The sequence below is a fragment of the Enterobacter cloacae complex sp. P38RS genome (genome assembly GCF_014930775.1).
Taxonomy (GTDB): Bacteria; Pseudomonadota; Gammaproteobacteria; order Enterobacterales; family Enterobacteriaceae; genus Enterobacter; species Enterobacter bugandensis.
In genome coordinates this window covers 228,337-254,168 of record NZ_JADBRS010000002.1, presented here as the reverse complement: position 1 = coordinate 254,168, position 25,832 = coordinate 228,337, and the positions used below count along the sequence as shown (strand labels likewise).

Below are 25,832 nucleotides of genomic sequence, written 5' to 3'. Positions count from 1 at the left end.
CCGGCAGGCGCAGCGCCGCCGGGCATGATGCTGCGTGCTACACGCGGCCGTAGCGATCCTGGAAGCGCACAATATCGTCCTCTTCCAGATACGAGCCGGAGCGCACCTCAATTAAATCGAGAGGAATTTTTCCCGGGTTTTCCAGACAGTGCGTGGCGCCCAGCGGAATATAAATGGACTCGTTTTCACCCAGCAGCTTCACTTCGCCGTCGATAGTGACTTTGGCGGTACCCGCGACCACCACCCAGTGCTCGGCGCGGTGGTGGTGCATCTGCACCGACAGCCCCTCGCCAGGCTTCACGGTGATGCGCTTCACCTGATAGCGGTCACCCGCGTCGATGGAGTCATATTTGCCCCACGGACGGTACACTTCACGGTGAATGTGGTGTTCGTGACGGCCATCGGCCTTGATCTTCTCAACCACTTTTTTAACGTCCTGCACGGCGTTACGGTCGGCAATCAGCACCGCGTCTTTGGTCTGGACAACCACCAGATCCTTCACCCCGACGGTGGTGACGAGGCCAGACTCGGCGTAAACGTAGCTGTTTTCGGTTTTGTGGCTAATCACATCGCCGTGATGGACGTTACCCTCCGGGGTATGGGCGCTGATCTCCCACAGGGAGGACCAGGAGCCAACGTCGCTCCAGCCTGCATCCATCGGTACCACCACCGCGTCAGCCGTGCGTTCCATCACGGCGTAGTCGATAGATTCTTCCGGGCAGGCGAGGAACGCCTCTTCATCCACGCGGATAAAGTCGAGATCCGGGTCTACCACCGCCATCGCTTTTTCGCAGGCGTTCAGAATATCCGGGCGGTATTTGCGCAGCTCTTCGAGATAGCGTCCGGCGCGGAACAGGAACATCCCGCTGTTCCAGTAATATTCACCGCTGGCGACATAGGCCTGGGCGGTTTCGAGATTCGGTTTTTCGACAAACTGCGCCACGTCAAACGCTACGCTGTCGCTTTCACCCGGCGTTACGCTGCCGCGACGGATGTAACCGTAGCCGGTTTCCGGCAGATCCGGCACGATGCCGAAGGTCACCAGCTTGCCGCTCTCGGCGTAAGGGATCGCGGCACGCACCGCGTCGCGGAATGCGTCTTCCTGCTGGATAACGTGATCTGCCGCCAGGACCAGCATCAGCGGGTCACAGTCAGGGCTGCTGCGTTTTGCCGCCAGCGCCGCCAGGGCGATCGCGGGCGCGGTATTACGTCCGGCAGGCTCCAGGATGATGTTTTCCGTGAGCTTGTTCAGCTGGCGCAGCTGCTCGGCAACGATAAAGCGGTGCTGTTCGTTACAAATCACCACCGGGCTTTCACACTCCACGCCGTGCAGACGGTTTACCGTCGTCTGCAGCATGGTGAGATCCCCTTTCAGGCAGAGGAACTGTTTTGGATAGAGCACGCGGGACAGCGGCCACAACCGGCTACCAGAGCCACCAGCCATCACAACCGGATACAAAGTGGTTTGACTCATGATTTATCCCCGTATATCTGCAATAAATTGGCTCAGCACGTTCTCTTTCTCGAGCGTGCGTTCGGCATATTCACGTGCCACCGTATTCACTTTTGGCATGGCGAGTGCCTGTTCAATGCCGGTGACCAGCGCCGGGACCGATTCCGGCTCCACGCACACGGCAATCCCCGGATAGCTGCCACACAGCTGGCCTAATTCAGTTTCGGCTTCGGCCGTAATCACCGCGTTACCGCCCACTGCCAGAATGTTGGTCAGCTTGGACGGCAGCACCGCATCCGCCGCGCCGCGTTTTTGCACGACCAGATGGCAATCCGCCATTTTCAGCAGCGCGGGCAGCGCGTCGTACGATTGCAGCGGGAAAAACTTCACGTTGGTCAGGCCGCGTTCACTGGCCATCTTCTCCAGCCGCGCTTTTCCCCCGCCCTGTCCGACAATCACAAACGTCCACGGCTGTTCGATCAGCAGCTGGGCCGCTTCAATAACGCTCTCCAGCCCCTGCTTTTCGCCGATGTTGCCTGAGTAAAGAATGATTTTTTGGTCTTCAGGCAAACCGAGCCGGGCGCGCAGCGCCTGAGCCTCTTGCTCCGTCACGTCGCGAAAACGCGCCACTTCGGACCAGTTCGGGAAGAAGATCACCTTCTCCGCCGGGACGCCCTTCTCCTGCGCTTTGTTCATCATCGAGCGCGAGATCGTCGAAACGTAATCCACGTTATGCAGGCCGCTGCGCTCAAAGGCGCTGGCGAGCTTCGCCACCTTGCCGCCCTTGCCTTTCCCGGCCATACCCAGACCGAGCATGGCGTCCACTTCATAATCCTGAATGTGCAGCAGGGTGCGCGCGCCGGAGAGTTTTCCCAGCAGGCGCATGCCCGGCGTGCAGAACAGTGTCGGCACCACGCCGATAATGCGATCCGGCTTCCAGCGACGCTGCGCCATCAGCGGGAAGAAACTGCTGAGGGCAAAGCTGCCCAGATGAATTAAACGTTTCAGCGTCGAGGGCTGCTTCGGCACGTAGAGCGGGCAGCGCCAGACGGTCGCGGCCCCCTCTTCGCGGCGATAGCGCCAGCTGGAATAGCGTTCGCCTACCTTCCACTCCGGGTAGTATGGCGGGGCAGTAATCACCCGCACGTCATGTCCCTGGCTCGCCATCCACTCCACCATCTCGCCGGTGTATTTCCCGATACCGGTTAATTCCGGCGAGTAGTTAATTCCGTAGACGAGGATTTTCATAGTCCTGGCACCTCGGCCTGACGTTCCGCGAGGAAGTACGCCCGACTGTTGTCATGGACGTTGTCGCTTGCCAGCAGCGCCTCTGGCGCTAACCAGCGGTAATCGTCATGCTGAGAATCAGGCAGACGCAGGTCTGCCTCACTCACCTTCAGGCGGAACCCCAGCACGATGTAGTGCGTGGAGAACCCGGTGCCCGAAAAGTTATCGTCATAGAAGTGCTGCCAGACCCCGTAAAACTGGCCCGCTGCCATCGGCAGCTGCAGGCCCAGCTCCGCCAGAGTGAGACGCTCAAACGCATCAACCAGCGTCTCATCCTTCTGCACGCGCCCGCCGGGCACGAACCAGAAGCCCTGTGCAGGACGATTGGTTCGTTTCCCCAGCAAGAACTCGCCGCGTTCGTTCTCCACGATCAAATCAATCGAAATGAGCGGAGTGGAACGCACTACCGTGGCAAAATCTTCCTGACTTAAAAACATCATTACCCCCGGAAGCGGTGCTGGTTTTCCAGGAACCACTGGTAGGTGCTGGCCAGCCCCTGCTCCAGTGAGACCTCGTGATACCAGCCCAGCTGATGCAGACGGGTCACGTCCAGCAGCTTGCGCGGCGTGCCGTCCGGTTTGGTCGCGTCAAACACCACGCGGCCCTTGTAGCCCACCACCTGCGCGATGGTCTGCGCCAGCTCGCGAATGGTGCAGTCCACGCCGGTACCCACGTTAATGTGCGACAGCATCGGCTCGGTGTTTTCCTGCCACACCTCGCGATCCAGCTCCATCACGTGAATGCTGGCAGCCGCCATGTCGTCCACGTGCAGGAACTCGCGCATTGGCGTTCCGCTGCCCCACACCACCACGTCCGGGGCGTTTTCGGCAGTCGCCTCGTGGAAGCGACGCAGCAGCGCCGGGATCACGTGCGAGTTGCTCGGGTGGAAGTTGTCGTGCGGTCCGTACAGGTTAGTCGGCATCACCGAGCGATAGTCGCGGTTGTACTGACGGTTGTAGGACTCGCACAGCTTGATCCCGGCAATTTTGGCAATCGCGTAGGGCTCGTTAGTCGCTTCCAGCGTGCCCTGCAGCAGCTCGCTTTCGGCGATCGGCTGCTTCGCCATCTTCGGGTAGATACAGGATGAACCGAGGAACAGCAGCTTGTTCACGTTGTGCAGATGCGCCGCGTGAATGATGTTGCTCTCAATCATCATGTTCTCGTAGATGAAATCCGCCGGATAGGTGTTGTTAGCGACAATGCCGCCCACCTTCGCCGCCGCCAGATACACCTGGTCAATGCGTTCGTTGGCAAAGAAGTCCTGTACCGCACGGCTGTCGAGCAGGTTCAGCTCGTCACGGGTGCGGACAATCACCTCTACGTCACCGCGCTGTTCCAGCTGGCGGACAATCGCGGAACCCACCATTCCGCGATGACCGGCGACAAAAATACGTTGTTTTGTCATTCTCAGGACTCCAGCGCGATGGCAACCTCGTAGCCATGAGACTTGAGCAGGGAGTGTTTTTTCGCTGCTTCAAGATCTTTGGCCACCATCTCGGAAACCATCTCCTGCAGAGTGGTTTCTGGTTTCCAGCCCAGCTTCTCGTGCGCTTTGGTTGGGTCGCCCAGCAGGGTTTCTACTTCAGCAGGACGGAAGTAACGCGGGTCAACCTGCACAATCACGTCGCCTGGCTTCACGCCCGGCGCGTCGTGGCCGGTCACGGATACAACGATACCCTTCTCTTCCACGCCGGTGCCTTCGAAGCGCAGTTTGATGCCCAGCTGCGCCGCAGCCATCTCAACGAACTGACGCACGGAGTACTGCACGCCGGTCGCGATAACGAAGTCTTCTGGCTGTTCCTGCTGCAGCATCATCCACTGCATTTTCACGTAGTCTTTGGCATGGCCCCAGTCACGCAGGGAGTCCATGTTGCCGAGGTGCAGGCAAGATTCCAGACCCTGAGCAATGTTGGCGATCGCGCGGGTGATTTTACGGGTCACGAAGGTTTCGCCGCGGCGCGGGGATTCGTGGTTGAACAGAATGCCGTTACAGGCGTACATGCCGTAGGATTCACGGTAGTTCACGGTGATCCAGTAGGCGTACAGTTTTGCTACCGCATACGGAGAGCGCGGGTAGAACGGCGTGGTCTCTTTCTGTGGAATTTCCTGCACCAGGCCGTACAGCTCGGAGGTAGATGCCTGGTAGAAGCGAGTTTTCTTCTCAAGACCGAGGAAGCGAATCGCCTCCAGCAGACGCAGGGTACCCATGGCGTCAACGTCAGCGGTGTATTCCGGGGACTCGAAGGAGACCGCTACGTGGCTCATCGCCCCCAGGTTGTACACTTCATCCGGCTGTACTTCCTGCAGGATACGGGTCAGGTTGGAGGTATCGGTCAGGTCGCCGTAGTGCAGGTGGAATTTCGGGTTTGCCGCGTGAGGATCCTGATAGATGTGATCCACACGTTCGGTGTTGAAAGAAGACGCACGACGTTTAATACCGTGCACTTCATACCCTTTCTCCAGCAGCAGTTCTGCCAGGTAAGAACCATCCTGCCCGGTAACGCCGGTGATGAGAGCGACTTTAGACATGTTTATATTCCTCTACTTATGAATTTAATCAGTTTCAACGCGTTCGCGTATCACCACTGCGGGGTTGCCACGGCAAACTTTATTTGCCGGTAGCGATTTAAAAACGCTGCTGCGGGCACCGACTACCGTGCCATCGCCAACAGAAATACCTGGTGCAACAAAAACATCCGTTGCCAGCCAGCACTTTTCACCGATCACAATAGGCGAAGCGGTAATATCAAAATGCGGGCTCATAAAGTCGTGGCTGCCGGTGCACAAATAACACTTCTGTGAAACCACCGAATTTGCGCCAATCGTAATCTCGCCCAGGGTATATAACACCGCGTCATCCCCTACCCAGGCGTAATCCCCGAGGGTTAATTTCCAGGGGTAGGTAATCTTTACCGAAGGTCGAATAACTACGTTTTTTCCGATTTTTGCGCCAAACAGGCGCAATAAAAAGGCTCGCCAGCGGTACAGTATTTGCGGCGACCAGGCAAATAAGGTTGCCTGAACCGCCCACCATAGCTGTACCTTAATACCGTTCCCGCCCCGAAAACCTTTCGGCACGGAGAAACCTTTTAAATCCTGCATTGCGTTTCCTTATATTCAGGCTTTGTTATATAAGGTTTTCGTTTTACCTGTCGTACGCAGGCGTAATAAATAAGACAATTCCGCCCAGAATCCCGGCACGCGTAATATTTGACGCTGCACCTTTTTTGCATCCTGGCATAATTCCAGATTATTAGACGTTGACACGCCGCCCATCGAAAATTCAGACACCAGCCCTTTAATTCGACGGAATGGGTAACCTGATTTATACAGGCTGGCGGCCAGCGCATAATCGGATGACACCTTGTACTGCAAATCGTAAGGCTGTTTTTTCAGACCGTTTACCGGGAAGAAAATGGCCTGATGGCTGGCTGGCAGGCTGTGGTAGATATACCAGCCTGGCTTGGCGCTGCGGCAGACTTTATGCCCGTCGCCAAAATCGAGCAGCGCATCGCCAATATACATGGCATCCTCTTTCTGGCGCGCCAGCTGACGAGCAAACAACGCCACGTCGTCGTGGAAAATATCGCCGGAGTTGAGGAAGATGGCATAACGGCCCTGGGCCATAGAAATGCCCTTGTTCATCGCATCGTAGATGCCTTTATCTTTCTCGCTGATGTAGCGTAAGTTGAACTCACCGTTGAGTTTTTCCAGAAACTCCGCCGTGCCATCGTTCGAGCCGCCGTCGACCACGATCCACTCAAAGGTGAGGCTTGGATCGCGCGCCAGGTTGCGCAGCGAGCGCCAGGTTTTTACCACCCCTTCGTAATTACGAAAAGCGACAGTAATGACGCTAAGAAACATAAATCACCTCATTTCGTCATACGTTCGTAATATTAAGCGCCTTACGCAAAATAAACGGACAGACAATCAAGAAAGCATATTCCGGGCTAAATATTGACCCGGTAAAAAACAGCGACACCGGCGTAAAAAGATAAAGCTGCACGCGAAAGTTCTGGTTATCACCAAACGCGTTGATCATCATTTTGAAAACTTTAAACAGATACCACAGCGTCAACAGTACGGCGAACCATGAAAAATAAATAATTAACAGATACAGACCATTGTCTATGGTTTTACCGACATCCGCACCGTTAAAGATTCCGAATGATGCAACATATTCGTAAAGTGAGCCGAATCTTACTACACCATCGATATGGGTTAAGGAATAACCAACCATCACCAGCGGACCAATGATGCGATAATAGGACGATGACCCTTCCGTTCCCAAATCACCCAGACGTTCTGAAATGTACGGAAACGCGAATATGACGCCCACTAAAAATACCGTCAGAGAGATTATCGCCAGCGGCAGTTTTTTCTTAATCGCATCTTTGTTCAGGTACTGGAACGCCCACTCCAGCAGGTAAAACAGGATAAATGTCATTACCCCTGAGAACGATCCAGACAGAACGATTCCTGCAAGAATCATAGCATCGGTCTTAGGCGTTTTGATACCAAACTGTTTGATGCTGAGCCAAATTGAGATTAACGCCAGAGCGAAAAACGCCGGTTCAAAATAGAGCGCCGTTGTACGCTTACCACCAAACTTAATGAAGTTCAGTACATAGCTGTTACTGTAAATGAGATATTTCGAAATTATCTCCATCAGGCTGCTGCCACCGGTCAAAATAATCTGCGCCATTTCCAGTGCGGCAAGCATAACAATTAACGCAACGGCAATATAAAAGAACCTGAGGATTTTCCGATAATTGTGCGGTGAAATAGTTTTGAAGCGAATACTCCAGACCATGCCAATAATAATAACGATATAAACAAACAGCATGGTTGAAGTGACGTATTTACTGGCATCCAGCGACTGGCCAAAGATGTAGTTAAACAGCGTCAGGCCCGTGCCCAGCCCCAGGGCAATCATCAGCTTCTTCAGGTTGATTTTATCGACATACAGCAGAAGCAGAACGGGCAAAAAAGTCACGATGGTTATCGGGAAGCTTTCGCCGAGCTGGGCAATTTTAACGTTGACCAGCAGGTAGATCAGCGGCAGCAGCAGATAACTACAGATTCTGATAGAACGAGACATACTCCTCCAGCATCTGTTGTCCACTGTAGGCCTTGCGGCTGCGGTTGCGGAACGATTCCAGGTCAGTGCCAAAAACGGCCTCGGCGATCTGCGCCTTCGGCAGCTGTACCAGAGGCAGGACCTCGTGCCCAGCGAAGGTTTTTCCGCCGGATTTTTCCAGCACTTCGCGCGCTGCATCGCTGTGGGTGGCAATCACCGGCACGCCGATGGAGAGCGCCTCGCAGAGGATCAGCGGGTAATTATCCACGCGGGAGCTGAACACCAGCGCGTCCATACCATTCAGGGCGCTCATCAGCTTGCGCTTGTCGGTTTCAAACCCGTGATTCACCACGTTAGCGCCTTCGAACGGCGAGAATTTGCCAAAGGTATGCAGTTCAATTTTGTCGCCGAGCGCCATCATGTCGCGCACCAGCTGCTGGTTGGTTTTGCCGTCGTAGCGCAGATCGTGCGCAACGATGGCAATTTTCGGTTTGCCCGCGGTTTCCGCCACCGGCGTCAGCTCGGCCAGGATGGCTTCCGTCGCCACGTCGATACCGTTGTTGATAATCTGACAGCGCCCTGCCCCATACAGGCTGTTGAAGGCGTCGGCCACGTGCTGGCTCGGGGAGATAAACGTGCAGCCGAGCGAAAGCATGTCGCGGAACAACTGACGCTTTCCGTCTACCAGCTGATGCGCGCGATCCACCTTCACCGGCGGATAGTTGCTCAACGTCGGGCATTTCTGGCAGCTATCTTTCCAGCCTTCGCAGCCGTCGGTAAACGCGCAGCGTCCGGTTACGCTCCAGTGATCGTGCAGCGTCCAGACGAAGCGGGTGTCGGGCTTGTGGGCCTGCACCTTCTGACAAAACGCCACCACCTCTTCCAGATTCAGCCAGTAGCTGTGCAGCACGTGAAAATGCAGCACAACCGGGCCGGTAGTGCGGGTCACGGTGCGATAAAGACTGTTCAGGTTGCCAAACAGATCGCGGTTAAACAGGCGGAACAGCGCAATGTTGGCAACAGAGGTCAGACGCGGCGTGTGCTTGTGCACCTGCGGGAAGTTATCATGGCTGACGCTTTTCTTGCCGCCTTTGCCGTAGCCGTAAATAAACCGGGACTGAAGTCCTTTTTGCAGGGCACGCTGGTGCAGATCCAGCGCCACGCCTGCCGCTCCGCCTTCTGCGAGGCGTACGTTAAATTGCAGAATGTTCATTTAATCACCTTCACGCGGGCTTTCTCTCCCACCACCAGCGCGTTATCCGGAATGCTGTCCAGCACCACGCTGCCCGCCCCGATCGTCACGTTGTTACCAATCGTAATGTCGCCAATCATCACCACGTTCGCCCCCAGCTCGACGTTATTGCCGATCACCGGGCAGGCCAGGCTGTCCGGCCCGCGGTTGCCGATCGTCACCCCGTGGCGAATGGTGAAATCATCGCCCGCAACCACGAACTTGTTAATGACGACCGCATAGCCGTGGTGGATGGTAAAGCGGCGGCCAATGGTGGCAGCGGCCTGGATTTCATAGCCAAAAAAGCATTCGGTGATGATGCGGTACAGCACCAGAATCGGTGCCGCCCAGATATTGTTCAGTACGTTTTTCTTGCGCCACACCGAGCAAAAGTGCGCGATGCGGTACGCCAGAACCATGCAGCACGGGCGCAGGCTCCAGCTGTTTGCGCGGCAATCTTCCAGAAACATTATTTCCCCCGAAGCCCGTCAGCCAGACGCTTGCCGTTACGCACCGACAGCAGCGTCAGCAGGGTGCGCCAGTTCATGCGCTTATTGCGGATCTGATACAGGGTAAAGAGCTGATACTTGCGGCTGGCACGGTCAAACTTGTCCTTGTGCTTGCGGTAAAAATGGAAGTAGCCTGAAAACTTCTTCGGTGAGGAGGTGATCTGCATCTCCCCGTGGTTGATGTGCAGGATCTGCGTGGCCTCTTCCACTTTCCACGGCTCGCCGTACTCCACCACCATCCGCAAGAAGATGTCGTAATCCTGCGCGGCCTTCAGTTCGGTATCGAACAGGCACTCTTTAAAGCGCCACGCCCAGGTAAAGACCTGATTACCGATAATGTTGCGCTTGTAGAACAGGCGACGAGAGTACGGTGATTTCGGATACAGCGGCAGGCTCGCGGGCTGCGAGTAAACCTCGCCCTGGCAAACATAGTCGTTGGCATACAGAAAAGCGTGCGTGACCAGCTGCTCTTTATGCGAAAGGAAGACGGACAGGCGGTTCGGCGTCCATTCGTCGTCATCGTCGATGCCGGTCAGATACTGCCCTTTGGCCTGCATAATCGCCTGATTACGCACCGCGCACGCCCCGGAGTTAATCGGGTTATGGGTATACATCACGCGCGGATCGTTGAGTTCGGTGACAAATTTTTGCAGCTGTTCATACGAGGAAGAACAGTCATCCACGATGATCAGTTCCCAGTTATCGTAATCCTGACGCAAGACCGACTTAATAGCGCGGATCGCCAGCTGCTGACGGTTCCATGTCGGCATATAGATAGAAACTAAAGGGCGTTGTGTGGTCATCTTTTCCTCCTACCCCTCACCCCGGCCCTCTCTCCTGAGGGGAGAGGGTGAAAGGCGGCACCGGACAGTTCCCTCTCCCCTCAGGAGAGAGGGTTAGGGTGAGGGGGGGTGTTTTGTTATTTGCTGTCAGACTTGTATTCGTACTCGTAATAACCGTAATCCTGGTACCCGGTCGCACGACGGAAGATGGAGTTCAGGATGACCCCTTTCACCTCAATGCCGTTCTGCTCGAAGCGGCTCAGGCTGGTTTCCACTTCCTTCAGGGTATTCACCGCATAGCGCGCCACCATCAGCGTGGTACCCGCATGACGGCCAACCACGGCGGCATCGGTCACGGCCAGAATTGGCGGCGTATCGATCAGCACCAGGTCATAGTTTTTGCTCGCCCACTCAATCAGCTGGGTGAAGCGTTCGCTCATCAGCAGTTCAGACGGGTTCGGCGGCACCTGACCACGCGGGATCAGGTCGAATCTCGGAATCGAGGTCGGCTTGGCGCTCTGGCTAATCTCTCCCTGACCCAGCAGGATTTCCGACAGACCGTTCACGTTGTTGGTGCCCAGCAGTTCGTGGGTATAACCCTTACGCATATCGCAGTCGATCAGCAGCACGCGCTTGTTGGTCTGGCTCACCACGGCCGCCAGGTTGGCACAGACAAAGGTCTTACCGATTGACGGGCTGACGCCGGTTAACATCAGGACGTTGTTTTTAGCCTGCATCATGGCGAAGTGCAGACTGGTACGCAGGCTGCGGATCGCTTCAATCGCCAGGTCGGTTGGGTTACCCACGGCCAGCAGCTGGCTCTGTTTGTAACGCTTAACGCCCTTGATGGTCTTGACGCTGTCACGGGATTTTTGCCACTCAGACAGCGGAATGCTGGCATAGACGTTGATACCACTCTCTTCCAGCACCTGCGGGCTTTCGATGCCGCGGTTGAACAGCGAGCGCAACAGCACGCCAACGATAGAGAGCATCAGGCCAAGAATGATGCTGCCGAGAATAATCAGCGCTTTCTTCGGCTTCAGTACGCCAGGCTGGGTAATGGCCGGGTCGACGATACGCACGTCACCCACGGTGCTGGCCTCGGTGATTTTCAGCTCCTGCTGTTTGTTCAGCAGCTGCATGTAAACCTGCTGTCCGGACTCCACGTCGCGGGTCAGGCGGACGATCTCCTGCTGCGTTTTCGGCATCGCGGTCACGCGGTCGTTCAGCTTCGCCTTCTCCTCTTCGAGAGTGCGGCGCTTCTCCAGCAGCGTGCGGTAGGCCGGGTGGCGTTTGGTGTAAAGCTTGGAAATCTCTGCCTCTTTGAAGGTCAGCTCGTTGAGCTGCGCATCAATATTCACCATCGAGTCGAGAACCGATTTTGCCTCCAGCGGCAGGTCGACGGAGTCTTTATCCTGACGGTAGGCGTTCAGCTTGTTCTCGGCATCATCCAGACGGGCACGCACTTCCGGGAGCTGTTTAGCGAGGAACGCCAGGCTTTTCGCCGCTTCCGCCGACTTGCGCTCGACGTTCTGCTCAAGGTAGTTGCGGGTAATGCTGTTCAGGATGTCGCGGATTTGATCCTTATCTTCACCGGTAAAGGTCATGCTCAGCACGCCGGTGTCCTTACCGTTTTCCGTGACGGTCAGGTTGTTCTGCAGATTGTTGATCATCCCCAGCGTGGAGAATTTGGTGACGGTGAATTCACCGCCCTCCTGGGCGTGGATCGCGCTAACCATCATGCTAACGCCGTCTTTGTTCAGCATCTGCCCCACTTCGCCGCGTGCGCTAAAGCCCGCATCGCTGGTCAGCTGATACTGTTTCGGGCCCAGCACCGTCAGGGTAAAGGTTTGATCCCCCGCCCCTTTCGGCAGCACAAAGTCAGTGACCTTTACGGTGTCATTGCTGCGCCCCATCAGACGGTCCCAGCCGGCACCGAAGATCGGGAACGTATTTTTGGTAACGGAGATGTCGAGTCCGAGGTCGTGAACCGTTTTACCCAACACCAGACGCGACTGGATCAGCTGAATTTCAGCGTCGGATGCTGGCGGTTTGTTCGCCAGCGCGGAGCCGATATCCTGCACCAGCGAGTTGCCGGTATTCTGCTCGATCTGCACCAGCGCGTCGGCGCTGTAGATAGGTGTGGCGAACAGCGTATACACGACGGCCGCTGCGGCAAACACGGCAGTAATGCCAAGCACCCACCACTTTGCCTCGATAACCGTGCCGACCAGGCGACCAATATCAATTTCATCACTGCCCGAAGTCGGGGCGGCAGAAGGTCTTGTTTTTTCTGTCATTGTTATCCCTGCTGAGCTTTCAGTGCCTGCGCCCACTGTTGGGCAGACTGGTCAAGTAAGGTGTAAACCGCCTCGAAGGCTTCATGGCTCTTGCGATACGGATCGGGGATTTCGCGTTCGTTGTCCCAGTGACCAAACAGCATCACCTTGCCGCGCATCTCCGGAGCGATATCGCACAGCGCATGAATATGGCGTTTTTCCATTGCCAGAATCAGGTCATACTCCCGGCACATGCGGCCGGTGACCTGGCGGGCGATATGCCCGTCAAGAGAGAGGTTGTGATCGCGGGCCACGCTCGTGGCGCGCTCGTCGGCACCTTTGCCCACCAGCGCGCCCAGCCCTGCGGACTCGACCGTTAACTCGGGCTGGTACTGTTTCAACAGCCGTTCAGCCGTGGGGGAACGGCAAATGTTCCCCACGCATACCACCAGAATTTTGTTAAACATCGCGGATTACCAGGTATGAATGTCGCGCGCCGTATCCGTCATGTAGCGAACGCCACTGATGGTTGGCAGCAACTGGTTGATCAGACGGTTCCAGCGGGCAACCGGCGCGGTGGTGACGTAAACCACATCGTATGGCTGGAGACGGAACTCCGTCGCCATCACCAGAGACGTCGCATCGGACATATCCAGCTGGTAGATGTTGGCAATCTTGCCCTTCGCGCTGCCTTCACCCTTCAGCGGACGGATGACGAAGATACCGGTCGCGTTAGAGGTGGTCAGATCGATACCTTCAGCATTGCCCAGCGCTTCGGTCAGGGTCATGCCGCTGAAGTCCATTTTGAGGGTGCTCTGTTTCTTCACTTCACCCATCACGAAGACTTTCAGATCGTCGTTGCGCGGTACGTAGAGAATATCGCCCGGATAGAGCAGGCGGTTTTGGGTCAGGTCGCCGTTTTGCATCAGCGCCTGCAGCGAAATGCGCTGCTCTTTGCCGTTGTGGGTCAGCACCACGTTGCGCCAGTCGGCGCCGTCGGTTAAACCGCCCGCGGCGTTAATGGCGTCCAGAACGGTGAGCGGTACGTTGGTGATGGCCTGCTGGCCGGATTTATTCACCTGACCGGAGATATAGGCTTTTTGCGAGCGGAATGCGGCGATATTAACGTCCACCTGCGGGTCGGCGATGTACTGCGCTAAGCGGCCGGTAATATCACTACGGATCTCGGCAAGCGTTTTCCCGGCGACATGTACTTTACCAATGTACGGATAGAACATGGTGCCATCTGACTGTACCCAGTTCCCGGTGTCGCTTGAGCTACGGTACTGGCCCGCTGGCGTGGTCAGTTCAGGGTGGTCCCAGACGGTCACGTTGATCACGTCGCCCGGCCCCACGCGATACTGATAGGAGGCAATTTCCTGGTCCAGAGACATATTCGGCTGGGCAACATTCGGACGTGGACGTAATTGTTCGACCAGACGTGGCGTAAGTGGATAAACATTCACCATTTTGTCGAGATCAAAATCGGCATCCTGTTGCTTGATCACATCCTTACCCATTGTTGACATATTGCTGCCGGGAAAGACCGTGCAACCACTCATCAAGGTCACAGACACCAATAATGGCATCAATTTCATTTTGGATTTCATCATTGATTATTTATCACTTTGGCAGAGTAATTATCCTGTGCAATTTAAATAAGCCTGAGACGTATTGGGTTTCAGCATGCAGTTAATCAAATAGAAATATAACTGGCATCAGTCCTAAAAAAAGCTTATTCATCCATTGGCTATTGACAGAATAATCGAGGCTGATTTACACGCTTTCAGGCACGCTACCGCCCTTGGCTTTCAGTTACCAATCCACTGACTAAACAATGTGTTATGGATAGACACCCTCTTGAGTAAGGTCTTCTGGAAATATATCAGCCGCTTGAAATACACAACGGATAATGAATGACCATTCCGAAGACCAAAACAATAATAGCAACAACAAGATTTAACATTTGATGCTGGGAGAATTGTTGCAGCTAACCTAATAGCAGGCAAGGAGACAACTGTCCTAATATCTGTTTTTAAGATTAATATTAAGAGCAAAGTTTTGACCTTTTAGGATTTTCTTTATATTGACAAAAAGAGAGTAAAAACCATTATCTGCGATATATCCTAAAAAGCACTCAGAATAATAAAATATACGTATTTTGCTTATTTACACTCACCTGAGACTGCTCTCTTTTTTACGCATCGTATTAAGAGAAATCTCAGCCCGACATTGCATTTTCCCCCAGCTTTATCCATGATCGAAGTGTGACATTCGTCATATAACAGAAGGTATTGCTATTACTATGGAATGGATTGCCGATCCATCAATCTGGGCCGGGCTGGTGACGCTGGTCGTCATCGAATTAGTGCTCGGTATTGATAATCTGGTGTTTATCGCCATCCTCGCTGAAAAACTGCCCCCTTCCCAGCGCGACCGCGCGCGCGTGACGGGTCTGCTGCTGGCGATGGTGATGCGTTTACTGCTGCTGGCCTCTATCTCCTGGATGGTCACGCTCACTCAGCCTCTGTTCTCCGTTCGCGGCCTGAGCTTTAGCGCGCGCGACCTGATCATGCTCTTCGGCGGGCTGTTCCTGCTGTTCAAAGCCACGGTGGAGCTTAACGAACGGCTCGAAGGCAAGGACAGCGAGAACCCGACCCAGCGACGCGGGGCGAGATTCTGGCCGGTGGTGGCGCAAATTGTGGTGCTCGATGCAGTCTTCTCCCTGGATTCGGTGATTACCGCCGTCGGGATGGTGGACCATCTCGCCGTCATGATGGCCGCGGTAATTATCGCCATCACGCTGATGGTGATGGCGAGCAAAGCACTGACCCGCTTTGTGAACAGCCACCCGACAATCGTGATCCTCTGTCTCAGCTTCCTGCTGATGATTGGCTTTAGCCTGGTTGCCGACGGTTTCGGCTTCCACATTCCGAAAGGCTACCTGTACGCCGCCATTGGCTTCTCCGTCATGATTGAAGCGCTCAACCAGCTGGCGATATTTAACCGCCGCCGGTTTCTCTCCGCGAATCAGACCCTGCGCCAGCGCACGGCCGACACCGTGATGCGCCTGTTGAGCGGCAGGAAAGAGGATGCCGAGCTGGACGCCGAATCCTCTGCCCTGCTGGCCGATCACAGCGACGGGCAAATCTTTAACCCGCAGGAGCGGCTGATGATCGAGCGCGTGCTCAACCTGAATCAGCGCACGGTCAGCAGCATCATGACCTCCCGGCATGACATTGAGCATATTGACCTCACGGCACCGGAAGAGCAGATCCGCGCCCTGCTGGATAAAAACCAGCACACCCGGGTGGTGGTCACCGGCGGTGAAGAGGAAGAGGAGCTGCTGGGGGTGGTACACGTGATTGACCTGCTCCAGCAGCAGCTGCACGGCGAGCCGCTCAACCTGCGCGCGCTGGTACGCCAGCCGCTGGTCTTCCCGGAAGCGCTTCCGCTGCTCTCCGCGCTTGAGCAGTTCCGCAACGCGCGCACCCACTTCGCGTTTGTGGTGGATGAATTTGGTTCGGTGGAAGGGCTGGTCACGCTCAGCGACGTAATGGAAACCATCGCCGGTAATCTGCCAAACGAGGTGGATGAGATTGATGCCCGCCACGACATTCAGAAAAACGCTGACGGCTCGTGGACGGCCAACGGCCACATGCCGCTGGAAGACCTTGTGCAGTACGTGCCGCTACCGCTGGATGAAAAACGGGAATACCACACCATTGCCGGTCTGCTGATGGAGTATTTGCAGCGCATCCCGCAGCCGGGAGAAGAGGTTCAGGTGGGCGACTATCTGCTTAAAACCCTGCAGATTGAAAACCATCGCGTGCAGAAAGTGCAGCTTATTCCACTGCGGGATGAGGAAGAGCTGGATTTTGAGGTTTAGGTAAACCAAAACGGCAATCCCGTTGCCGTTTTAGTGTTTGCTCCCTCTCCCGTGGGAGAGGGTCTGGGTGAGGGCATCAGGCCGCACCGCCGTCAAAGCTTATCCAGAAGCTTCTTCACATCCTTGCCGTTCTGGGAATCTTTATTACGATCCGCCCAGCTGTTGAGCCGACGCTTCGCTTCATCCTGCAGATGCTTACGCAGGATCTGATCTACCTGAAGGCTGTAGTTCAGCGCCTGCCATTTGCCGTATACGCTAAGCGGAACCGGCGTCTCTTTGAGGAAGTCAATCAGCTTGCTCTCGCCCTGCCAGCCGGAAAGCACCCGGACGTTAAAGCGCGTGTCCGCCGTCTCTTTGACCAGATCCAGCGAGCCTTCTCCGGTTAACGACAGCATAGATGAAGTTCCCTGCATCCCGGCCAGCGTCAGCACCCCGTTATCCAGCGTCAGGTCAGTGGCGAAGCTGTCGAGGCGAGTTGCGCTGTCGTAGTTTTCCTGGGCTTTAACATCGCTGCTGCGCTCCACCGCCTGCTGAACCAGCTGCTGGAAGTTGAGCCCTTCCATTCGCGAATCTTTCAGGTCAACATGCGCCTCGCCCTGCCACTCACGGCGGAAGGCATTGGCATCAATTTTGGTGCCTGAGAAATCGCCCGCCAGCGTCAGCTGACCCGTCAGGGATATCGGATAGTTAAAGGCTTTGAGGATGCTGCCAATCTCAACGTTGTCGAGACGCGGCTGGAATTCAGCGCTGGCAACGTCCTTACGCACGTCCAGCGTACCCGGAAGTGACAGGTGACCCGCCCCCATTTTGCCGCTCAGTTCTGAAATTACCAGCAACCCGTTGTGGTTGAACATCTGGCCGCTCACGTCGGTAAAATCAATACCGCGCCAGCGCACGCTGTTGGCTTTCAGCAGAATATCTGCCGTGAAGCCGCGCAGCACGTTATAGTCAGGCTGTTCAAGGTTGGATGAGATAACCGGACGCGACACCGGTGACTGGCTTTGCCCCGTCTGCACGGCATCGCTGTCCGTTGCGCTTGCCGGCACCGGTGGCAGGATGTTCTCCAGGTTGAGCTTGTCAAACTGCAGGTTCAGCACCCACTTCGGCTTATCGTCGAGCGTGACGCTCGCCTGCCCTTTCAGGCTGCTGTCGTTGGCCTGCAGGTTAAGGTTATCCAGCGCCAGCTGTTTTTGCTCTTCGCGCCATACGGCCCGCAGCGTCCCCTGCCCGGCGATCCCCTGGGTCGGGAGATCCGCTCCCGTCAGCTGCCAGCTAAGCTGCTGGATGTCGGCCGTCAGCTGATGCGGGTAGTCCGACGCATTCACGTTTGCATTCAACGAGAGGGACAGATCGCGCTGGTCGCGGTTTATCCGTCCGCTAAATTCCAGCGACGCAAGATGGTGTTCATCCTGTTCCATCTGCAGGTTGATGTTGCGAACGGTGACCTGCTCCTGATCCTCATGCTGGAACACCAGCACGCTATCGGCCACTTTCAGTTTGCCTATATCAAAGGACCAGCCCGTATCGGACGGTTCATCCGGTAAGGTATTCTCGCGCGGCGCAACCGGCGCATTCGCGTCGCGCACGGCTTCGGTCTGCGGGGTAAGCTGAATGACCGCGCCCTTCAGCATCACCTGATTAACCTGCAGCTGATGGGAGATGAGCGGGATCAGCGCCACATCGAGACGCATGTTGTCCGCAGAGACCAGCGGCTGTGCCGCGCCCGGCGCGGTTAACGACATGCGGCCAGAGAGAATGCTGAGCTGCGGCCAGACGTGCCAGCGCAGCGGCCCGTCAAGCTTCAGTTGGTAACCACTGCGTGCCTCGACCTGCCGCACCATGTAAGCGCGGAAATCATTCGGGTTAACCAGCAGAACCAACGCCGAAAGGCCAGCAACCAGCACTACCAGCAAAATCATCAGCGTTGTCAGAACTCTTCTCATGGCATCCTCAATGGACTAACGATCAGTCTTTATCAATACGGCTGGCAACCGCACCCTGCTGGTCGCGGTATTTTGCGTCCTGGCGGCGGTTATAAGGCCTGTCTGCCGGGCCTGTGAGCGGTTCAAAGCTTAATGCACCGATCATCATTCCGGGGCGCAGCGCCAGCGGCAGTTTACCGGCGTTGAAGAACTCCAGCACGATACGGCCGGACCAGCCTGGGTCGATACGGTGCGCGGTTACGTGAACCATCAGCCCCAGGCGGGCCAGAGAAGAACGGCCATCAAGCCAGCCGACGAGATCCGCAGGCAGGGTCACGGATTCATACGTCACCGCCAGCGCCAGTTCACCCGGGTGCAGATAAAAAGCTTCACCTTCGTCAATGATGATTTCATCACTCATGACGCGATCGAGCGCGGCGCTGACTTCATCCTTCGGCCCGCTGAGGTCGATGAACGGCGCAGTATGGCCGCTAAAGGTGCGGAATTTATTCCCCAACCGTACATCAACGGTCACCCCATTGATGCGCTCCACGGGGGGACGTGGGGTAATAGACAAGCGGCCTTCATCCAGCCAGGCTTCAATATCACGATCGCAAAGACGCATGGTACTTTCTCCTTTCATGCATCGTACCCTGAGCCGTTGAACGCTCAGGGTAAAACCAGGTTATCTCTGAACGGTACACAATTCGCGCGGCTTATTCAAAAAACTGGCTGATTTTCGCTTTTAAGATATCAATAGCAATGCGGTTTTTGCCCCCGCGAGGCACGATGATATCGGCGTATTGTTTGGATGGTTCAATAAACTGCAGGAACATCGGACGGACCGTTTTCTGGTATTGCGCCATGACGGAGTCCATCGAACGGCCGCGCTCGTTAACGTCACGCTTGATGCGGCGCATCAGGCAGATATCCAGCGGGGTATCGACGAAGATGGAGAAGTTCATGGATTCACGCAGGCGGGCGTCGGTCAGGAGCAGGATGCCTTCAAGGATAATGACCTTCTTCGGCTCGATGCGGATCGTTTCCTGGGTACGGGTGTGTTCTACGTAACTGTAAACGGGCAGTTCGATCGCCTGGCCGCTCTTAAGCGCTTCTAAATGCTGGAACAGTAAACTGTGATCCATCGCATTCGGGTGGTCGTAGTTGGTTTTTACACGTTCTTCCATCGACAGATGGGATTGATCTTTATAGTAGCTGTCTTCGGGAATGACGCCGATATGCTCATCACCTACCTGTTCACGCAGTTCGCGATAAAGCGTACTGGCAATTAGACTTTTACCTGAAGCCGATGCGCCGGCGATGCCTATAATGACGCACTGATGAGACTTATCAGTCATAAATTTAGCGACCTGAATAACCTGGATGTTAAGGAAGGACGACGCCGGAGCGTCAAACGCGGCAATTATAGGGATTTCGCGGGCGTGATACCAGTCGAATGCGCAGGTTCTGCGAGACAGGCTGAAAAGTGGCGCATTGATCCTTGAGAGAAATTTTAATGGCCGTTTTTTCAGCGTTTAACAGGAATTTTTTAGCGAGTAACTATTTAATAAGTCTATGATGTCAAATTATGAGCAGTCGCCATATGAATTGTAAATTGTTTGTACTAGCATAAACCAAATTATCAAATTCACTCGTGCGTACTTCTCTCCTGACGGCATGGCGTCTCTGGATAAAGCGGTAATGAATAAACAATACCAGCGGGTTTTGGTTACCACCCCACATCCTTTATTACGACTTGTCTGTCTGGGCCTGGTCACCTTTATCTTTACCTTATTTTCGCTGGAGCTTACCCGCTTCGGTACCCTGCTGGCGCCACTCTGGTTTCCTACCGCCATTATGATGGTGGCGTTTTACCGCCATGCAGGAAAAATGTGGCCCGGGATAGCCCTGGCCTGTTCATTTGGCAATATTCTGGCCTCGTGGATGCTGTTCTCCTGGGCGTCGATAACCCCCACCTACACCGCAATAAACGTTATTGAGGCCCTCATCGGTGCCGTGTTACTGCGCAAGCTGCTTCCGTGGTACAACCCGCTGCAAAATTTAAACGACTGGATCCGCCTGGCAATAGGCAGCGCGCTGGTGCCGCCGCTGGTGGGCGGTATTCTGATGACGCTTCTGATCCCCGGCCCTGAGCCGCTGCGTAATTTCATCGTCTGGGTGCTATCTGAATCCATTGGCGCGCTGGCACTGGTGCCGCTGGGGCTGCTGTTTAAATCCCATTACCTGCTCCGCCACCGTGATCCGAGATTGCTGCTGGAAACCCTGGTTACCATGGCCGTAACGCTGGCCCTCAGTTGGGCATCCATCACCTGGCTGCCGTGGCCCTTTACCTGCGTGATTGTCCTGCTGATGTGGAGCGCCGTGCGCTTGCCGCGGATGGAAGCGTTCATGGTGTTTCTGGTTACCGTGATGGTCGTTTCACTGATGATTGCCCATAACCCTTCGGCGCTGACCACCCAACATGCCGGGCCGATGATGAACGCGCCGTGGCTGCCGTTCCTGATGCTCCTCCTCCCCGCTAACGTGATGACCATGGTGATGTATGCCTTCCGTGCCGAACGCAAACACATCACCGAGAGCGAAGAGCGCTTTCGTAATGCGATGGAGTATTCCGCCATCGGTATGGCGTTAGTCAGCATGGAGGGCCAGTGGCTTCAGGCCAACAAGGCGCTGTGCAATTTCCTCGGTTACAGCCAGACCGAGCTACAGTCGCTCACCTTCCAGCAGCTCACCTGGCCGGAAGATTTGCATACCGACCTGGAACAGCTGGAACAGCTGGTCAACGGCGAGATCAACACCTACACCCTTGAAAAGCGCTATTACACGCGCAACGGAGAGGTCGTCTGGGCGCTTCTGGCCGTCTCCGTCGTGCGCCATGCCGATGGCTCGCCGCTCTATTTCATCGCCCAGATTGAAGACATTAACGATCTGAAGCAGACCGAGTGGGTCAATAAGCGCCTGATGGAGCGCATTACGCTGGCCAACGAAGCGGGCGGCATCGGCATCTGGGAGTGGGATCTGGAGCCAGACATCATCAGCTGGGATAAGCGGATGTTTGAGCTGTATGAAATTCCGCCGCACATCAAGCCCACCTGGCAGCTCTGGCACGAAAGAATATTGCCGGAGGATCGCGCCCATGCGGAGCAGGTGCTGCGGGATTCACTGGTTTCTCGTCTGCCGTTTAAGCTTGAATTCCGTATCCGCGTGAAGGAAGGCGTGCGCCATATACGCTCCCTGGCAAACCGGGTGCTGAATAAAGAGGGTGAAGTCGAACGTTTGCTCGGCATCAATATGGACATGACCGAGGTGAAGGAGCTTAACGAAGCGCTGTTTCAGGAAAAAGAGCGTCTGCACATCACGCTCGACTCCATCGGCGAAGCGGTGCTCTGTACCGATATCGACATGAACGTCACCTTTATGAACCCGGTCGCCGAGAAGATGAGCGGCTGGCTGCAGACCGAGGCCATCGGCCAGCCGATCCTGAAGGTGTTACACATCACCTTTGGGGAACGGGGCCAGCTGATGGAGAATATTCACAGCGGCGATATGTCACGCTCCGATATCGACCAGGATGTAGTGCTGAACTGCCGCACCGGCGGATCGTTTGATATCCATTACAGCATTACGCCACTCAGTACCCTTGATGGGCACAGTATTGGCTCGGTGATCGTTATTCAGGACGTCACCGAGTCGCGCAAAATGCTGCGTCAGCTAAGCTACAGCGCGTCGCACGATGCCCTCACCCACCTGGCAAATCGGGTCAGCTTCGAAAACCATCTCAAACGGCTTCTGCAAACCGTTCGCGAGACGCGTCAGCGTCATGCGCTGGTCTTTATCGATCTGGACCGCTTCAAAGCCGTCAATGATAGCGCAGGCCATGCGGCGGGAGATGCCCTGCTGCGGGAACTCTCTTCCATGATGCTAACCATGCTTCGCTCCAGCGACGTGCTGGCGCGCCTGGGCGGCGACGAGTTTGGGCTGCTGCTGCCGGACTGCAATATTGAGAGCGCGCGCTATATCACCGGGCGTTTGATCCATACCATCAATGACTATCACTTTATGTGGGAAGGTCGCCTGCACCGGATTGGCGCCAGCGCAGGGATCACGCTGATTGATGAGCATAATAACCAGGCGTCAGAAGTGATGTCGCAGGCGGATATTGCCTGTTATGCCTCGAAAAACAGCGGCCGCGGCATCGTGACGGTGTACGAACCGCAGCAGGAGCGGGATCGGAGCGCGCGCAGCATGATGTCGCTGGACGAACAGTGGCATATGATCAAAGACAATCATCTGATGATGATAGCCCGCAGCGTCGCCTCCCCGCGCATACCGGAAAGCTGTAACTTCTGGCTGATTTCGCTACGCCTGTGGACCAGCCAGGGTGAAGTCCAGGAGGAGCACGCCTTCCGTTCTGGTCTGGCGGAGCCCGAACTGCTGCACGCCCTCGACAGACGTATCTTTGGTGAGTTTTTCCGCACCTCTGCCGCACAGGTCGCCCGTAAAGGGATGGGGGTAGCACTGCCGCTTTCTGCCGCCGGTTTAGCCAGCGTAACGCTGGTCGATGAACTCCTCGACCTGCTCGATAGCAGCCCCATGCCGGGCCGTCTGCTGCATCTGGTTATCGCGAGCGACGTGGTGTGTAATCCGGATGAGAACCTGCAGCGAGGGCTGCAAAAGCTTCGCCAGGCGGGCTGCCGGGTGATCTTCAGCCAGATAGGGCGCGACATGAACGTCTTCAGCCACCTGAGCCCGAACATGGCCGATTATCTGATGCTCGACGCCGAGGTGGTGAGCAACGTATATGGTAATCTGATGGATGAGATGATGGTGACCATCGTTCAGGGCCACGCCCAGCGTCTGGGGATGAAAACCATCGCGGGCCCCTGCAACCAGCCCATCATGATGGATACGCTTTCCGGCATCGGCATTGATTTTATCTATGGCGACACCATCGCCGAGCCGCAGCCGCTGGATCTACTGCTCAACACCAGTTATTTCGCCATCAACTGACGGCGTCCAGCCGTCGGTATACCAGATGTGCAGCAGCGCGTAGGAGCGCCACGGCTGCCAGCGCTCGGCGTAACGACGGATCTGCGCGGGGGTCATCCCGGCGAAGCGTTGCTTAATCAGATAATCATCCGGCAGGAACACATCTTTCGCCTGCCAGCCTCTCAGGGCCAGGTAATTTGCCGTCCAGCGCCCGATGCCCGGCCGCTGCTGTAGCGCCTTCATGCCCGCCTCAACGTCCTCAGGCGGCGTCAGCGGAAACGTACCGTCAACAACCGACTGCGCCAGATGAATCAGCGCCTCCGCGCGTTTTACCGGCATCCCGAGCGCCTTGAGCGCCAGCGGATCGGCAGCGGCCAGCGCTTGCGGGGAGGGAAAGCAGACATAACCCGGAGCATCCTTCACCGGCTCACCGCACAGGGCGACAACGCGGGAAGCCAGTTTCGCCGCCATCGCCACGCTGACCAACTGCCCGAGAATGGCCCGTACGCCCTGCTCGTACGCATCCATCGCCCCCGGCAGACGCAAGCCGGGGCGGGCAGCGCCGAGATCACCCAGCGTATCTGCGATGTGCTGCGGGTTACAGGCGAGATCGAACAGGCGCGCGATGCGTTCAAGACACGTCTGCGCAACCGGAACCAACCCCGGGCTGAGCGTCACAATCAGCGTATGGGTAGCGATATCCGGCGTCACGCGAAATATCCCCTGATGGCCGTCGCAGGCAAAGCTGCGCTCGTAGTAGTCGCTCGTGACGGTTTCAATGCCCGTCACCGCACGCGCGCCGAGAAAGCCAAACATCCACTGCCAGTCGTAAGGGGGTTGCCACGTCAGGGTATACATCGCTGCTCCTTTTTTATTTTTATCAGCATAAACGGAAAGACCTTGTTTTGCCTTGCTTTCATATTCCTGTTGTCGCGATGCAGACATTTCGTTAAAGTCTCGCCCCTTCTCACCGGCATGGGGATTAATCGTGTTTATTGGATTTGACTACGGTACGGCAAACTGCTCGGTTGCGATCATGCAAAACGGCCAACCGCAGCTTCTGAAAATGGAAAAAGAGAGCACGCTGCTGCCGTCAATGCTCTGCGCGCCGACGCGTGAGGCGGTGAGCGAGTGGCTGTTCCGCCACCATCAGGTTCCGGCTACCGCGGCGGAGACCCAGGCGCTGCTGCGTCGGGCGGTCAGCTTTAACCGCGAGGAAGACATCGACGTTACCCCTTCCAGCGTGCAGTTTGGCCTCTCCTCGCTCGGGCATTACATTGAAGACCCGGAAGAGGTCTACTTCGTTAAATCGCCAAAATCCTTCCTCGGCGCGAGCGGCCTGAAGCCGCAGCAGGTGGCGATGTTTGAAGATCTGGTGTGCGCCATGATGCTGCATATCCGCAATCAGGCGCAGTCGCAGGTGCCGGATACTATCACCCAGGCGGTGATTGGCCGCCCGATCAACTTCCAGGGGCTGGGCGGTGACGAAGCCAACCAGCAGGCGCAGGGGATCCTTGAACGTGCGGCGCACCGGGCGGGATTCCGCGACGTGGTGTTTCAGTACGAGCCGGTTGCGGCGGGGCTGGATTTTGAAGCCACGCTGACGGAAGAGAAGCGCGTGCTGGTCGTCGACATCGGGGGCGGTACAACGGACTGCTCGCTTCTGCTGATGGGACCGCAGTGGCATCACCGTCGTGACCGCGAAAACAGCCTGCTCGGGCACAGCGGCTGCCGCGTAGGCGGTAACGATCTGGATATCGCCCTGGCCTTTAAGAGCCTGATGCCGCTGCTGGGCATGGGCGGGCAAACGGAAAAAGGCATCGCCCTGCCGATCCTGCCGTGGTGGAACGCGATTGCCATCAACGACGTTCCGGCGCAGAGTGATTTTTACAGCACCGCGAACGGGCGCTTCCTCAACGATCTGGTGCGCGACGCGCAGGATGCCGAGAAGGTCGCCCTGCTCTATAAAGTGTGGCGTCAGCGCCTGAGCTACCGCGTGGTGCGAACTGCGGAGGAGTGCAAAATCGCCCTTTCCGACCGTCCTGAACATGCGGTCTCCTTGCCGTTTATCAGCGAGGATCTGGCCACGGCGATTTCACAGGAGGGGCTGGAAACGGCGCTTGCTCAGCCGCTGCAGCGCATTCTGGAGCAGGTCCAGCTGGCGCTGGAGAACGGCAAAGAGAAGCCGGATGTGATCTACCTGACCGGCGGTAGCGCCCGTTCGCCGCTGATCAAGAAAGCGCTGGCGGAACAGCTACCGGGCATTCCGATTGCCGGTGGGGATGACTTTGGCTCCGTTACCGCAGGGCTGGCGCGCTGGGCGCAGGTGATGTTTAGCTAATGCGGTTGTGCCGGGTGGCGGCTTCGCCTTACCCGGCTAAAACGATCGC

Annotated in this window: 21 protein-coding genes; 3 read left to right on the top strand and 18 right to left on the bottom strand. The window is 56.2% G+C overall.

Features of this window, described 5'->3' with window-relative positions; translation table 11 throughout:
- Window positions 1-37: 37 nt before the first annotated feature.
- From cpsB to IM303_RS04605, 14 genes are all read right to left on the bottom strand, one after another.
- Window positions 38-1,474 (bottom strand): mannose-1-phosphate guanyltransferase, encoded by a 1,437-nt coding sequence (cpsB, locus tag IM303_RS04670; protein ID WP_193359631.1) that lies wholly within the window; start codon window positions 1,472-1,474, stop codon window positions 38-40.
- A gap of 3 nt (window positions 1,475-1,477) precedes the next feature.
- Window positions 1,478-2,701: a colanic acid biosynthesis fucosyltransferase WcaI gene (gene wcaI, locus IM303_RS04665; RefSeq protein WP_045260413.1), complete on the bottom strand. Its 1,224-nt coding sequence runs from the start codon at window positions 2,699-2,701 to the stop codon at window positions 1,478-1,480.
- Entirely contained in the window at window positions 2,698-3,177 is a 480-nt protein-coding gene (locus IM303_RS04660) for a GDP-mannose mannosyl hydrolase (protein ID WP_048999739.1), read from the bottom strand. Before IM303_RS04660 ends, wcaI begins: the two co-directional genes overlap by 4 nt.
- A 2-nt stretch (window positions 3,178-3,179) precedes the next feature.
- Window positions 3,180-4,145: a GDP-L-fucose synthase gene (locus IM303_RS04655; RefSeq protein WP_024908102.1), complete on the bottom strand. Its 966-nt coding sequence runs from the start codon at window positions 4,143-4,145 to the stop codon at window positions 3,180-3,182.
- 2 nt (window positions 4,146-4,147) lie between these two features.
- Window positions 4,148-5,269, bottom strand: a complete 1,122-nt coding sequence (gene gmd, locus IM303_RS04650; protein ID WP_003863514.1) for a GDP-mannose 4,6-dehydratase — start codon at window positions 5,267-5,269, stop codon at window positions 4,148-4,150.
- Between the two features lie 24 nt (window positions 5,270-5,293).
- The gene (wcaF, locus tag IM303_RS04645) at window positions 5,294-5,842 is read right to left on the bottom strand and encodes a colanic acid biosynthesis acetyltransferase WcaF (protein ID WP_045260414.1); all 549 of its coding nucleotides are present in this window, start codon (window positions 5,840-5,842) and stop codon (window positions 5,294-5,296) included.
- 15 nt (window positions 5,843-5,857) lie between these two features.
- Window positions 5,858-6,604, bottom strand: a complete 747-nt coding sequence (gene wcaE / locus IM303_RS04640; protein ID WP_041909116.1) for a colanic acid biosynthesis glycosyltransferase WcaE — start codon at window positions 6,602-6,604, stop codon at window positions 5,858-5,860.
- Between the two features lie 16 nt (window positions 6,605-6,620).
- Window positions 6,621-7,841, bottom strand: coding sequence for a colanic acid polymerase WcaD (wcaD, locus tag IM303_RS04635; RefSeq protein WP_014884505.1), 1,221 nt, complete (start codon window positions 7,839-7,841; stop codon window positions 6,621-6,623).
- On the bottom strand, window positions 7,816-9,033 hold the full coding sequence (gene wcaC, locus IM303_RS04630) for a colanic acid biosynthesis glycosyltransferase WcaC (RefSeq protein ID WP_045629829.1): 1,218 nt from the start codon (window positions 9,031-9,033) through the stop codon (window positions 7,816-7,818). The genes wcaD and wcaC overlap by 26 nt, the downstream gene beginning before the upstream one ends.
- Window positions 9,030-9,521, bottom strand: coding sequence for a colanic acid biosynthesis acetyltransferase WcaB (wcaB, locus tag IM303_RS04625; RefSeq protein ID WP_045260418.1), 492 nt, complete (start codon window positions 9,519-9,521; stop codon window positions 9,030-9,032). The genes wcaC and wcaB overlap by 4 nt, the downstream gene beginning before the upstream one ends.
- The gene (gene wcaA / locus IM303_RS04620; RefSeq protein WP_028013800.1) at window positions 9,521-10,363 is read right to left on the bottom strand and encodes a colanic acid biosynthesis glycosyltransferase WcaA; all 843 of its coding nucleotides are present in this window, start codon (window positions 10,361-10,363) and stop codon (window positions 9,521-9,523) included. Before wcaA ends, wcaB begins: the two co-directional genes overlap by 1 nt.
- A 116-nt stretch (window positions 10,364-10,479) precedes the next feature.
- Window positions 10,480-12,642: a tyrosine-protein kinase Wzc gene (wzc, locus tag IM303_RS04615; RefSeq protein WP_041909110.1), complete on the bottom strand. Its 2,163-nt coding sequence runs from the start codon at window positions 12,640-12,642 to the stop codon at window positions 10,480-10,482.
- A 2-nt stretch (window positions 12,643-12,644) separates the two neighbouring features.
- A complete protein-coding gene (gene wzb / locus IM303_RS04610) occupies window positions 12,645-13,088 on the bottom strand; it encodes a low molecular weight protein-tyrosine-phosphatase Wzb (protein ID WP_045629833.1) in 444 nt (147 codons plus the stop codon).
- Window positions 13,089-13,094: 6 nt separating this feature from the next.
- Window positions 13,095-14,234 (bottom strand): polysaccharide export protein, encoded by a 1,140-nt coding sequence (locus IM303_RS04605; protein ID WP_014170829.1) that lies wholly within the window; start codon window positions 14,232-14,234, stop codon window positions 13,095-13,097.
- Between the two features lie 692 nt (window positions 14,235-14,926).
- Here IM303_RS04605 and IM303_RS04600 point away from each other — a divergent pair.
- Window positions 14,927-16,510: a TerC family protein gene (locus tag IM303_RS04600; RefSeq protein WP_047363153.1), complete on the top strand. Its 1,584-nt coding sequence runs from the start codon at window positions 14,927-14,929 to the stop codon at window positions 16,508-16,510.
- Window positions 16,511-16,602: 92 nt separating this feature from the next.
- Here the strand turns inward: IM303_RS04600 and asmA are convergent, their stop codons facing one another.
- From asmA to udk, 3 genes are all read right to left on the bottom strand, one after another.
- Window positions 16,603-18,453: an outer membrane assembly protein AsmA gene (gene asmA / locus IM303_RS04595; protein ID WP_049000309.1), complete on the bottom strand. Its 1,851-nt coding sequence runs from the start codon at window positions 18,451-18,453 to the stop codon at window positions 16,603-16,605.
- A gap of 22 nt (window positions 18,454-18,475) precedes the next feature.
- Window positions 18,476-19,057: a dCTP deaminase gene (gene dcd, locus IM303_RS04590; protein WP_028013805.1), complete on the bottom strand. Its 582-nt coding sequence runs from the start codon at window positions 19,055-19,057 to the stop codon at window positions 18,476-18,478.
- Between the two features lie 91 nt (window positions 19,058-19,148).
- Window positions 19,149-19,790, bottom strand: coding sequence for a uridine kinase (gene udk, locus IM303_RS04585; protein WP_008500855.1), 642 nt, complete (start codon window positions 19,788-19,790; stop codon window positions 19,149-19,151).
- A gap of 343 nt (window positions 19,791-20,133) precedes the next feature.
- Here udk and IM303_RS04580 point away from each other — a divergent pair, with 343 nt between their 5' ends.
- On the top strand, window positions 20,134-23,463 hold the full coding sequence (locus IM303_RS04580; protein WP_193359630.1) for a diguanylate cyclase: 3,330 nt from the start codon (window positions 20,134-20,136) through the stop codon (window positions 23,461-23,463).
- Here IM303_RS04580 and alkA read toward each other — a convergent pair.
- Window positions 23,428-24,300: a DNA-3-methyladenine glycosylase 2 gene (alkA, locus tag IM303_RS04575; RefSeq protein ID WP_041909100.1), complete on the bottom strand. Its 873-nt coding sequence runs from the start codon at window positions 24,298-24,300 to the stop codon at window positions 23,428-23,430. The genes IM303_RS04580 and alkA overlap by 36 nt on opposite strands.
- A gap of 130 nt (window positions 24,301-24,430) precedes the next feature.
- Here alkA and yegD point away from each other — a divergent pair, with 130 nt between their 5' ends.
- Window positions 24,431-25,783, top strand: coding sequence for a molecular chaperone (yegD, locus tag IM303_RS04570; protein ID WP_041909098.1), 1,353 nt, complete (start codon window positions 24,431-24,433; stop codon window positions 25,781-25,783).
- Window positions 25,784-25,832 lie beyond the last annotated feature (49 nt).